The following is a 12,834-nucleotide window of genomic DNA, read 5'->3' as shown; positions in this document are numbered from 1 at the left end:
TTTCTATTAATTGCTTTCTTCTATCATCGCTCATAATAACTCCAGTTGGGTTATGACTAGTTGCAACTGTATATATAGCTTTTATTTTTTTCCCTGAATCCTTTGCTTTTTTAATTTCCCTTTCTATCATTTCAACCTTCATTCCATCTTCATCTAGTGGTATTGAAATGAAATTAGCACCAAAGAATCTAAAAGCATTTAGTGCTGCAAGGTATGTTGGTGCCTCAACTATAATATTATCTCCTGGATCAATTAATGATAAACCAATTAAATATATTGCTTCTTGGCTTCCAGTTGTTACTGCAACTCTATCATCTTCGTTAACCTTAACCCCTTTTGAAAGTGCAAATGATGCAACGGCATTTCTAAATGGTGTAACACCTAAAGTTGGTGAGTATTGTAATGCATTATCTCCTAAATCTTCAAGAACTCTTTTTGCTATATCTGCTAACTGCTGTTTTGGAAAAACTTCTGGCCCAGGTAAGCCTCCGGCTAAGCTTATTATATTTTTACCTTCTGTTAATGTTAGGATTTCTCTGATTTCAGAAGGCTTCAAAGATTGTGATCTATAAGATATTTTACCTGAGTAATCTACCAACTTTTTTGCACCAAAATTAACAGGTAAGAAAAGATTTAAATCTATTAATGATTAGTAAAACATGTTATGTAAACTATTCATAATGAACACATAGTGGGATACAGAAAACTGTCCCATTTCAGTAAAAGATTAAAGCAGTTTTAATAATAAGATCAGAATGGGCCGCCGTAGCTCAGTAGGTAGAGCGCTGGCCTCGTATGTGCAAGACCGAAATCGCAGGGATAGCCAGTGGTCGCGGGTTCAAGTCCCGCCGGCGGCTCTTTATAAAATGGTAAACGTTTTATTTTTGTAATATAGTACTTAAGTTGAGGTAAGAAAATGGCCACAAAACTGTTATTTCAAATAGATTCATATATGAAAGAATTTGAAGGGAAAGTTACGAAAATTGATGGAAACAAAGTTTATTTTGATCAAACAGCATTTCATCCGGGCCCTTTTGGAGGATTAGCGGCAGACGCTGGTTTTATTGAATTAAAAAAGAATGGTTATAAGATCAAAGTTATAGACGTTAAAATGGAGGAAAATGATGAGGTAGCTCATTATTTGGAAAACGCTAATAATATTTCAATAGGTGATGAAATAAAAGGTTATATAGACTGGGAAAAAAGATATACTATGATGAAATTACATACTGCTAGTCATATACTTTCTTCTGTTATGTATAGCAAATATGGAGCTAAGATAACAGGTGGTCATATAGATTATGAATCAGCCAAAGATGACTTCGACTTAACTAATGTAAGTGATTGGAAGAAAGCATTACTAGATGCTGTAGAAGAAAGCAATAATTTAATTCAAAAATGTGTTGAAGTTAAGGTATATTGGTTGCCAAGAGAAGAAGCATTAAAGATTCCTGGGATTATAAAGCTTGCAGAAAAGATGCCTCCTAGTGTGGACAAGTTTAGAATAGTCGAAATAACAGGCATTGATATTCAAGCCGATGGAGGTCCCCATGTTAAAAACACATGTGAAATAGGCAAGATAAAAGTTATTAACGTTGAGAATAGAGGTAAAGTAAAGAAAAGAATATATTATACGGTAGGATGATTAAGTAATGATTTCAATGAATAAAGAAAAAAATGATGAGCTTTGGGCAAAAAAGCTTATAGATGAATGTATTAGCAATTATAAAAATAATAATGATGCAAAGGGTTACATTCCCACATGTTTAAGTGAATTAAAGGATCAAATAGAAAGGGGGGTCGCGAAAGAGAATATAATAAATTATATTTTAGACTTGAAAAAATTAGCTTCAGACTTGTTTAATAAATTGATATTTGAATATAATTTAGAATATCAATTACCTTTAAACGTAAATCCTGATAATGATGTGGCAGTTTATGTTTGGCCCTCAATATTATCAAATGGCAATAGTCTTAGACTATATTCTTTAACATTATATAATTGGTTTTCGTTTTCTTTTAAATCTGGAGACGGAAAAAGTGAATTAGAACCCATTACATTTATTTTTAACAAGAAAAAAGACAAATATAATTTATTAATGGCATATGCCAGAGTTCATTATGATTTATGTGAGTATAATGTGGATAAAATTAAAGATATAAAAATTGTATTCGCTAGATATGGTCATACTCCTTATATTTTAGGAGAAAATTATGTAAGGGTGAGATGCCCTAAGATAAAACATAATTCGGCAAGAACTGGAAGAAAATATTGGGATAGAATGTGGCTTACAGCTGGAAACATATTTACTAGAATTACTGGAATTAGGAAGATACAATTTAGATTTAAGAATAATTTGAGAACATATATCCTTGGTTGCTTACCTAAAACAATGAATAATCCATTTAAGAGCCCCATTTATCCTATACAATTCTTTTAAGCTATACTAATCACAAATTAAGGGGAAAAGAATTGCAAAATTATAAACTGATCGCGCCTAGAAAAATTAGAAAGGTTTGGATAATAACGTTCGAATATTCTCCTATAGTTAAAGTAGGTGGTTTGGGCGAGGCAGTATATCAATTTTCAAAAGCATTAAGTAAGGAAGGAATAGATGTAACAATTATAATGCCTTCTCATGGTAGACATTTGGATTTATCGATTAGATCAAAATATAACTTTACTCCATTAAATTTTACAGCTTGCGGCGAAAGGATTGGTTTGGATGGGAAGAATTATAGTTATTGTATTGGAGCTGAAGAAGCTAATATTAATGGAATTAAAATAATATTATTTAAAGGGCTTGATTACTCTACTGGAATAATTTTCGATTCATGGAATGTTTATTCTAATGTAGAAGAAAAATCAGCATTGCTTACAAGATCAGTAAAAATATTGGCATGGCATGAAAATCCAGCCGATTTAATCCATATAAATGATTGGCATACAGTATTACCTGGAGTTGCGTTGAGAGATGAGCTTGAAAAAAGAGGCATTTCAGTGCCATTGGTTTATACTATACATTTATCAGGTTCCCCTAATTTTCCCTGGCATTACGCGTCAGACAAGTGGGCAGGTTTAGATAACAACTATCATAAAATATGGAGGGTTTCTAAACATGAACCAATACAATATGAAAAACTTTGGAATCAGTTAAATGGTAATGTAGAAGCTTTTGGTGTTTATGTATCAGATTATATTTCAACAGTGAGCAGATCTTATTTAAGGGAAGAGCTTTTTTCTAGATATGGTGATTGGATCGAAGGAAAGTCATGCGTTGTATATAATACAACAGATTGGGATATAAAAAAAGTTGAAAAATGGATTCAAGAAAAGTATGGTTTTGTCGGAAAAGAAATTGCATGGGATATTATTAAGGAATATATTAGAAATTCAAGTTGGACTGGCTATGATATATATGATTCCTCTAAGGCTATAATGCTGGTTGTAGGAAGGCTTACATCTCAGAAAGGGATAGATTTGGCTATAAGAGCCTTGGACTATGCACCCTCAGTAAATCTGGTTATACTTGGAGTATCAGTAGGAGATTACGGTTATGAACAATACATTAAACATTTGTTGGAAGAAAGAAAAGGAAGAGCAATAATAACTACAACTAAAATCAACGAAGATGCATACAAGGCATTATTTAGAGTTTCCGCATCTTTGGTAATGCCTTCAAGATGGGAGCCTTTTGGATTAGTTGCTATAGAGTCATTATCTCAAGGGACTCCTGTCATAGCTAATTCAGTAGGCGGATTAAAAGAAATAATTGATGATATTAGAGGTGGCAAAGGCAATGGTATACTCGTTAAGCCTGAAGATACTTATGAGCTTGGATTAGCCATGGAATCTTTTGCAAATCTAATGTGGTTTGAGAATTTTAATAACATACCTATAGATTCAATTAGGGATTTTGTTTTAAAAAATAATATGCTTCCTGAAGAAATTAGAGTTAATGCAATAAATAAGGTTGATAAAAATTTTAGGATTGATAACCAAATTGAGCAGTTAAAATCATGCTATGAAAAGGCAAGAATAATGTCTTATTATAGAACGTTATAACATAAATAAATTTTAATTCTTAATAACATTATTAAACAAGGTGCATGCCTTGGATATAGCTTTATTATTTGAAATGCATCAGCCAATTAGGCTAAAGAAGTTGCATGATTTTCCACCAACTTCGATACCTAATAATTTAAATGATATTTTTGATAATTATAGTAACAAAGTAATATTGAATAGAGTTACAGAAAAAACTTATAGATATGCAACAAAAATTATAAAAAATAATATAGAAAAATATAATGGATTTAAAGTTAACTTTAGCATATCAGGGATTTTATTAGAACAACTTAAAGAAAGCAACAAGGATGTGATTAAACTATTCCAGGACTTAGCTAGCTCAGAAAGAGTGGAATTTTTGGCTCAAACTTATTATCATTCATTATCATGGTTTATTGACAAAAAAGAATTCTATGATCAAATAAAGATGCAAGCAGATTCAATCCAAGAAAATATAGGTTATAAACCGAAATCTGCAGAAAACACAGAATTTATATACAATAATGACATAGGTTGTTTTTTAAAAGACATGGGATACGAAGTTGTAGTTACTGAAGGAGTCGATTATATATTAAACGGTAGATCATCAAATAAAATATATAAGAATCCATTATGCGGTCATAAAATTGTTCTCAGAAATTACAGGCTAAGCGACGATATAGGTTTTAGGTTTAGCAATAAAAATTGGGAGGAATATCCTTTGACAGCGGAAAAGTATTCTTATTGGATTAATTCAACCCCTGGAGATTTTTTGCTAATAGCAATAGATTATGAAACCTTTGGAGAACATCATAATCCTTCCACAGGCATATACGAATTTTTAGATTATTTACCAAAAGAAATATTAAAATTTAATCATTTAAAATTTGCAAATATTAATGAAGCAAAAGAAGCTCAGGATTATTATGATGTACCTCCATGGAGAACAATTAGTTGGGCAGATGAAAGAGATTTAAGTGCATGGTTAGGAAATCCTTTGCAAAGGGATGCATTTAATTCTCTTAGGAGACTTTATTATTATTCAAAAGCTCTTGGAGGTAAAATATTAGATACCTATAGGAAATTAACTATTAGTGATCATTTATATTATATGGCAACAAAATACGGTCCAACGGGAGACGTACATAATTATTTTAATCCTATGGGAGGATATGAGAAAGCCTTTCATTCATTTATAACAGCGTTAGATCTGCTCGGGTTAAAGATTAAAGAGGAGGTTAATGAAAAATTGTGTGATTTTCTAAGGTATATGGTATTACCCGATGAGCTATGTTTTTATTTTAACGATAATGGTAAAAATTTAGGTAGAGCATGTTCTTTATCGGAATTTTTAAAAATAACTAAAAATTTACCAAAGAATTATGTGGAAAAACATAGAGAAGACATTAACAGATGGTTATTGGATACACTTATGATAAGAAATGTAGATGAGGTTTTAAGAAAATGTCCTAATATTATTAAAAATTAACAATTATAAAATTTTTAGATTCTAAATTTAGAAAGTTTTTCCATGAATATTTAAATTAGTCCTCTTTACGCATTAACGTCATACGCCTTTGATTATATTTGCTAGAGATTTTCTCTAAATAGTTTTTGATCATAATATCAGTTTCTACTAAAAATGCCTCTTGGGGGGCCGTTCCATTTTTTTCGACGTAATACCTAAATGGGAGCTGCTTCATAAGAAATTCACTTTCTTTTATGAAATAATTAAGTTGATTTAAAAATAAGTGAACATACCTATCTGCATATAGATCTATACTGCCAGGATAAGAGCCAGAATATTGGTCGCTTTCTAGTAAATCTTTATTTCTTATAAGTTCAAGTGCTACTTCTGAGCCAAATTCAAGCATTTTCATAACTAATTTCCATCCTCTAGTTCCGTAATAGTTTACTTCACCTTCATATTCTTCTCCTTCCTCGCCATTATTTCCATAAATATATTGTCCTAGTATATCTGGATTTGATTTATTAAAATTATCATATTCTGTTTCAAATTTCTGCTTTATTTTTTCAATGATATCGTTACTATTATAAAACCTTATCCTTAATGTACTTGTCCATGGAATAGATTCCCAGATATAATGCCATGAACCTTTTTTGCTAGATATCTCTTTAAAATCCTTCACTAAAAAGTAGACAAAATTTGCAAAAACCTTTCTTATCATTTCAGGATCATTGTTTTTTATCTCTAAATTAATCTCTAGCCATCTCAATTTAAACCCTATTGGTTATTTGCAAAAACCTTTTTCTTATAATTTTATATATATTTTCATATATTTGAAATAGTCTGAAATTTAACGAAATTTTCATATATCAAAATTAGAATAAAAATGATAAACGAACTGTGTTTAATATTGATGTATCATAAATACTAAAGTTTATAATTTGAAATAGATAAATTATTTATATAGGTGAATATGATTGGATCAAGGAAAAATAATAAAAATAGCTATACCTTCAGATGATGGGGAAACTATGTCTGATCATTTTGGAAGATCTCTTGGCTTTTTAGTTTATCATGTGGATTTATCGAGTAATAAAGTTATTAATAAAGAGTTCAGGAAAAGAAGTTATGCGGAAGATTTTCATGGTCATCATGAACATCATCATGGACATGAAAATGATAATGAAACTTCACCTGAAGAAGCAAGGAGACATTTAGATATTTTAAATACGATTAAAGATGTCGATGTAATTATAACGGCGGGTATGGGTCCTAGAATGGTATCAGCGTTTAAGTCTTTAAACAAAACAATAATTATTGCATACGACGTTGATCCTGATAATTTGATAAACGAATATATTAAGCAGTATATTAAAACATAACAAAAGTTGTAATCAATATTCTAAATATTGAAATCTTTTGATCGTTTTAATAAAATTTAGCAATTGTTATTTCTTGGATTATGCAGCAAATATTCCTTCTTCCATAACATATTTTTCCTTGGCTAAATCCATCATTCTTTTAGTGAATAATATAGCAAATATTATAACAACTATGCCAAACAAAAATGAGGCCCAAGCAGCTAATGTGATGTTACCTTCATATGTCCAAATATCTATTAATTTCATTAATCCATGTCTTACCTCTAAATTGTGACCATTTAAATTAAGCCAATATTCGCCTATCATTAATCCTCCCCATGCGCTGTTTATTGTAGATGTAAGACCACTGATCATATATGGAAACGTTGACGGAAGTATAATATACCTCATTTTTTGCCAATAACTTAAATTAAAATTATCCATGACCTCCCAATATTCCTGAGGTATGGCCTTTATTCCAAGCCATAACGCATAAAATATATAATAAAATGTACTTAAAAATCCCAGTAATAATACAAAAAATTCAACTGATAAATAGCTTAAAAATCTTACTATTATCGCATAAGTTGCTGCATAAATTATTGGAAAATAAACGGGAGGAGGATATGCGGCAACAACCTGAATAACTGGAATTGCTATTGCTTCGGCTTTTTTATGCAATGCTAAATAATAAGCAGCAAATAGAGAAATTAGAAAAGAAATTATGGCAATTAAACTTACTCTTATATAATCATATGCTAAATTTATTAATATGTACAATGAGTTATTTAGTAAATAAATCCAAAGTTTGTATGTTGTTGATATTAATATGCTAAAAACCCCATATATTAGCAAAGACAGGATAGCTAAACCCACTATAGCACCTATAATTCTATAAATTAAGTTTCCGCTTTCTTTTTCTTCTTCTAACTTCTTTAATCTTATCGTTCTTCTCATGGGAGAAGATAAATATCTGGTGGTAATGCTACCTATTCTTCTAGCAGGAGTTGTTAATGGTGAATAAAACTTTGCTAAATACTTAAGCCTATTATATCTTGGTATAGGTATCTCGCTCTCCAATGAATACTTTGCGACTGCATGCTTTGCAAATTCTCTTAGACCAAAAATTGTTATAGCAACTACAATACCTAGGATTATCAATGAAAAATAAACTAGGTTTAGAGAATTACTATTTATTAGATTTACAATTAGCGAACCAATACCGAAGACATGAAATGATGTTGTGCCAACAATAAATACCTCACTTACTGTAATATAGAAAAAGCCATCGGTAAATGAGGGTATCAAATTTGCAGCAATTCTGGGTATCGAGAATGGTATGTATAAATTCCTAAGTTTATCAATTAAACCCATCCTTAGATTTTCGATAGCCTCTAGCATCGGTAATGGAACTGTTTTAAAAGCTTGATAGATGCCCATCCAAATATTCCAAACAACTGCTGTAAAAATTAAGAAGTCTGCCGACAATTCGGCCCCTATATAGCCGCCAATATGATATATAAAGAATACCAAGACAACAGGGAAAAATGAAATGACAGGAACCGATTCTAATATCTCGTTTAAACCTATATATATGCTTTCAAACAATTTACTTTTTATTGAAATATACCCAAAAATCCAGCCTGTAACTATTGATAATAAAATTAATCCAAATACTCTTCCAGTAGAAGCTAATGTCGCTAATATGATTAATTCATAGATGTTCATTATCTCTACCTTGATGGAATAGTATAATCGTAAAGCATGTCAGTATATTCAAAGAACTTAGGATCTCTTGGATTTCTTGGTCTGTCCAAATCTATTTTAACTTTACCTATAACTGTAGCAGGACGTCCATTTATAATATAAACAAAATCAGATAATTCAACAACTTCATTTAAATTATGTGAAACTAGAACAACTCCCTTAAGAGTAGTATTTACATTGAAAAGGATATCATAAAGCTCCTTTCTAAGAGATTCTGCCGTTAATTCGTCTAAATGAGCGAAAGGTTCATCCATAAGTAAAATAAGAGGGTCTGCTGCTAATGCTCTTGCTATAGCAACCCTTTGTCTCATACCACCGCTAAGTTCTTTAGGATAAAAATTTTCAAATCCTTCCAAACCAACAGTCTCCAACATTTGCTTAGCTATTTCTCTAGCAGTGTTTCTAGGCAGATTTCTATGCTTTAGACCAAGCATTACATTTTCAAGGGCAGTCATCCAAGGAAAAGTTACTATTGATTGATGTACTAGCATTATTTTTGGGGTTGGTTTAGTTATTTTTTGTTTAAGTAAATAGATATTCCCTTCCGTTGGTTTTAAAAATCCTCCTAAGACTCTAAGCAAAGTTGATTTTCCAACCCCAGAGGGGCCAATTATAGAAACTATTTGATTTTCTCTTACCTCTAAGTTTATGTGATTGAATATAGTACGATTGTTATATGCAAACGCAACATCAATAGCTTCTAAAACTGTTCCAACTCATCCGCCCCTCTGTTTTTGCCTTTTGAAACTAATGATTCTGGGTTTAAATTTCTAATCCTAAGAACAGATAATTAAATAAATCATTATAATACATTTTATATTTAAAATGTGAGTCTTCTTTAAATTATTTAGAAATAAGTTTTCCTTCTCTGAATAAATTAATTGCTTCCTTTTCGTCTTTTTCGTTAGTATAATAAACTTCTATTCCATATGCCTTTAATGCTAGCAAACTCTCATTACCAGCATATATAATTGCATTAACTCCTTTATCTCTTAACATTTGTGAAACGTTACTAACATTTCCTCTGGCTAGATTAATGTTATCTATTATTGATTCTATATCCATATCTGGTGTGCTCAGAATTTTAATTCTTTTAATTTTTTCTATGCTATCTGCTACCATGCTGTTTTCATCTTCAAATATAGCTAACTTCCACTTTCCCGTATATGAACCAGGTTCGATGTGAATTGAAACGTATAATAGTGATGGTATTTCTTTTCTTAATTTCTCCTCAACTATATCTGCTAGCTTATCCGCATCTTTAACACTAAAAGCTGGTGGCGCTTCTAAATGCATGGCAGCAAATAGGAATGGGCCAGCTTTTCTAACTTTTATTTCATGAACTCCAATAACATTCTCTATGCTTAATACAATTTTTCTTATATTTTCTGTTGCTTTCTCATCTCCTCTATCTAACAATGTAAGAACAGAATCCTTACCGATTTGATATGACTGTAACAAGATATATCCTCCAATGCCAATGCCTATTATTTCGGGTAGATAAATTATGTTAAACCATTCACCAATTATTCCTATTATTACTGCAATGCTAGTTAAAGCATCTTGTAATGAATGTACTCCTTCTGCATTAATTGCATCTAATTTGATTCCAGGAGTAGAGAGCAAATATCTCGTCAACCAATATGTTACTAATGCTGATACCAATTCTACACTAATTAATAACATGGGCATACTAATTTTACCTTCTTTTGTGAAAATGGATTGCATGATTATATCAAATCCAGCATAGGCTATTGCTACAGCAACAAACAAAGAGGCTAGGTTTTCGGCTTTATACAGCCCAAAAGGGTATTTATCGGAAGGATATTTTTCCGCAAAGAATAGGCCAATATATACAACAAATCCGGTTAAAGAATCAGCTATATTGTGTATTCCATCAGCAAATATTATCAAGCTAGCAAAAGTTATACCTAGTAAAATTTTTGATATAGCTAGGATTATGTATATTAAGGCTGCTACGAATGATCTTTTCTTGCCTTCAGTAAAGCTAACCAATAGTTTTGGCCCTCCCATATAATTTTTATTTTTCCTTTGAGATTAAATATGTAAATAAGGATTTAAATTATAACATTTTTAATATAGCCTAAACATTTTGAAATTTGAAGGCGAACTTTAATATTTTTTTAACGTTTTCATAAGTATCGATAGAATCTATTTCGTTTTTATCAAACCATCTTCCATTTTTAAGTTCTCCGTTTATAAATTTAACTAAAAATATTAGATCATAATGCATATGTGTTTCATTGGGATATTTAACAGTTTCATACATTATTGCTATAGGTTTTGGCTCTTCTATGGCATCTTCTGATGATAAATTATTTTTCTCACCTATAACTTCAACATTTAGGCCTGTTTCTTCTTTAAATTCTCTAATAGCGGCTTCTCTGGGCGTTTCGTTAGGTTCGACATGACCTCCAGGATATAACCACTTATTAAGTTTTTCATGATAAATAAGCAAAACTTTATCGTTTTCAATAAGTATACCACCTGAGACAATACATTTTTTCATATTTTTCACCAATAAGAAAGAAGTTTTAGTGAACTTAATCTATTCTTTTCTATTTTACGTTAAAACTTTATTGCTGTTTTTGTTGTCTATTTATAAATAGACGAATAAATAAAATTAAAGAAAACTAAATGTTTTCAATATTTTAATAAATGTTTAAGGATTTATTTAGATTTGAAACAATATTTTAATAATTTTTTAAAATAATTTTAAATGAATTTGTTAATTAGTTCTAAGTTAAATTTTTATTCGAAAAGTTAGAATTTTTGCAAATATTGTAAAATATTTTATTTTAATGGCTTACAAAAGCTTTTATTTACAAGGAATTTAATTTTCTTTGGGAAAATAAATGCTTAGTGAAGTACTAATAGCTCTACTTGAAATATCGTTAATAATGTTGTTTGCTGCGTTGATGGGGAGTATATCAGTTAAATACAGGTTTCCTAAGGTTGTAGGTGAACTTTTGATAGGTATCCTAATATCTCCTTTTTTAATTGGAGGTTTTATAAATAAAATTATTAACATAAATCTCTTCAGTATTAATAACTATGTACTTTTATTTTCAGAATTTTCAGTAATTTTGCTTATATATTCAAGCGGATTAGAATCTGGCATATTATCATTAAAATCATCTGGCATATGGGGAATAATGGGGGCTATTTTTGGTGCAACTGTGCCTTTTATTTTTGGTACATTTTTATTAAAATTTTTTGTCGCTTTTAATGTAGCTATAATTATGGGATCTGCTTTAGGTGCCACAAGCCTTGCAGTTGTTTCATCATTGATCAAAGAATTGAATTTGAAAGGAAAAGGAATAGATTTTATTTTAACTGCTGGGGCATTTGATGATGTAGTTTCATTAATTATTTTATCAGTTGCATTGGCAATAAGTACGTTAGGAGGTTTTAGTTATGCCCACATAATAAGGATTGTATTTTTTTACAGTATTGCGTGGGGTATTATATTTGCTACATCTGTTTTTATAATACCCAAAATATTTAATAAGATTAATGATAAATACGCTTTTGAAGCTTCTTTAGTAACCATTTTCGGTTTGACAGCAATTATGACTACCCTGGGTTTTTCTCCAATAATAGCTGCCTATATTGCTGGAGTATCAATGGCAGAAAGCAAAAAGGTTACAATTTTAAGAAAAAATATAGATGCTTTGTTGAGCATATTTGGATCAATATTTTTTGTTGTTATAGGTTTAGAGGTCAATTTGATTAATCTATCGTTTTTAGGGGTATTTTTAAGCCTTTATTTGACTGCTATAGCTATAGTTTTTAAGATTTTCGGGATCTATCCCTTTGCATTTATTACCACTAAAAATCATAAATCAAGTTTTGCAATTTCAACAGGTATGATACCAAGGGGTGAAATAGGATTAGTAGTGGCTAATGTAGGATTAACCTATTCTATATTGAATAATGTTGAGTTTTCGTCTATAGTTTTAATGTCACTGCTTACATCGATTATAGGTGCTTTGATTTTTAATAATATATATCATTATATTAAATAATATTAAATAATATTAAATAGTAAAAATAAAAGAAGATTTAAAAAGCATTTGCTTCTTCGTTATTTTCCTTTTTATTTTCTTCGTTTTTCCAATCAGTAGCAGTCCCTTTAAGTATGGTAATATCGGACGGAGTAATATCAG

Annotated in this window: 12 protein-coding genes and 1 tRNA gene; 7 read left to right on the top strand and 6 right to left on the bottom strand. The window is 30.3% G+C overall.

Annotation, left to right across the window (positions count from 1 at the left end; translation table 11 throughout):
- Positions 1-598: aminotransferase class I/II-fold pyridoxal phosphate-dependent enzyme (locus Q0C16_RS01620; protein ID WP_292319296.1), on the bottom strand; the 598-nt coding region annotated here is incomplete at its 3' end.
- A 161-nt stretch (positions 599-759) separates the two neighbouring features.
- Between Q0C16_RS01620 and Q0C16_RS01615 the strand changes: the two genes are divergently transcribed.
- The 5 genes from Q0C16_RS01615 (at position 760) to Q0C16_RS01595 (ending at position 5,537) form a co-directional block, all read left to right on the top strand.
- Positions 760-857: transfer RNA gene (locus tag Q0C16_RS01615), tRNA-Thr, on the top strand.
- Between the two features lie 59 nt (positions 858-916).
- Positions 917-1,645, top strand: coding sequence for an alanyl-tRNA editing protein (locus Q0C16_RS01610; protein WP_292319295.1), 729 nt, complete (start codon positions 917-919; stop codon positions 1,643-1,645).
- 7 nt (positions 1,646-1,652) lie between these two features.
- Entirely contained in the window at positions 1,653-2,441 is a 789-nt protein-coding gene (locus tag Q0C16_RS01605; RefSeq protein WP_292319294.1) for a hypothetical protein, read from the top strand.
- Between the two features lie 32 nt (positions 2,442-2,473).
- Entirely contained in the window at positions 2,474-4,066 is a 1,593-nt protein-coding gene (locus Q0C16_RS01600) for a glycogen/starch synthase (RefSeq protein ID WP_292319293.1), read from the top strand.
- A 49-nt stretch (positions 4,067-4,115) separates the two neighbouring features.
- Entirely contained in the window at positions 4,116-5,537 is a 1,422-nt protein-coding gene (locus Q0C16_RS01595; protein WP_292319292.1) for a glycoside hydrolase family 57 protein, read from the top strand.
- A 55-nt stretch (positions 5,538-5,592) separates the two neighbouring features.
- Here the strand turns inward: Q0C16_RS01595 and Q0C16_RS01590 are convergent, their stop codons facing one another.
- Positions 5,593-6,285 (bottom strand): hypothetical protein, encoded by a 693-nt coding sequence (locus Q0C16_RS01590; RefSeq protein ID WP_292319291.1) that lies wholly within the window; start codon positions 6,283-6,285, stop codon positions 5,593-5,595.
- Between the two features lie 208 nt (positions 6,286-6,493).
- Here Q0C16_RS01590 and Q0C16_RS01585 point away from each other — a divergent pair, with 208 nt between their 5' ends.
- A complete protein-coding gene (locus Q0C16_RS01585) occupies positions 6,494-6,898 on the top strand; it encodes a NifB/NifX family molybdenum-iron cluster-binding protein (RefSeq protein WP_292319290.1) in 405 nt (134 codons plus the stop codon).
- 78 nt (positions 6,899-6,976) lie between these two features.
- Here the strand turns inward: Q0C16_RS01585 and Q0C16_RS01580 are convergent, their stop codons facing one another.
- From Q0C16_RS01580 to Q0C16_RS01565, 4 genes are all read right to left on the bottom strand, one after another.
- Entirely contained in the window at positions 6,977-8,605 is a 1,629-nt protein-coding gene (locus Q0C16_RS01580; protein ID WP_292319289.1) for an ABC transporter permease subunit, read from the bottom strand.
- A gap of 5 nt (positions 8,606-8,610) precedes the next feature.
- Positions 8,611-9,306: an ABC transporter ATP-binding protein gene (locus Q0C16_RS01575; RefSeq protein WP_367117875.1), complete on the bottom strand. Its 696-nt coding sequence runs from the start codon at positions 9,304-9,306 to the stop codon at positions 8,611-8,613.
- A 181-nt stretch (positions 9,307-9,487) separates the two neighbouring features.
- Complete coding sequence (locus tag Q0C16_RS01570) at positions 9,488-10,678, bottom strand: cation diffusion facilitator family transporter (RefSeq protein WP_292319288.1); 1,191 nt, start codon at positions 10,676-10,678, stop codon at positions 9,488-9,490.
- 70 nt (positions 10,679-10,748) lie between these two features.
- Complete coding sequence (locus tag Q0C16_RS01565; RefSeq protein ID WP_292319287.1) at positions 10,749-11,174, bottom strand: NUDIX domain-containing protein; 426 nt, start codon at positions 11,172-11,174, stop codon at positions 10,749-10,751.
- A 346-nt stretch (positions 11,175-11,520) separates the two neighbouring features.
- On the opposite strand from Q0C16_RS01565, the gene Q0C16_RS01560 reads away from it, so the two are divergent.
- Positions 11,521-12,693 carry a cation:proton antiporter gene (locus Q0C16_RS01560; protein WP_292319286.1) on the top strand — a complete coding sequence of 391 codons (1,173 nt, stop codon included), beginning with the start codon at positions 11,521-11,523 and terminating at the stop codon, positions 12,691-12,693.
- Positions 12,694-12,834: the final 141 nt, after the last annotated feature.

Origin of the sequence: Caldisphaera sp. (assembly GCF_023256325.1) — an archaeon.
Taxonomy (GTDB): Archaea; Thermoproteota; Thermoprotei_A; order Sulfolobales; family Acidilobaceae; genus Caldisphaera.
This window is presented reverse-complemented; position numbering and strand designations above follow the sequence as displayed.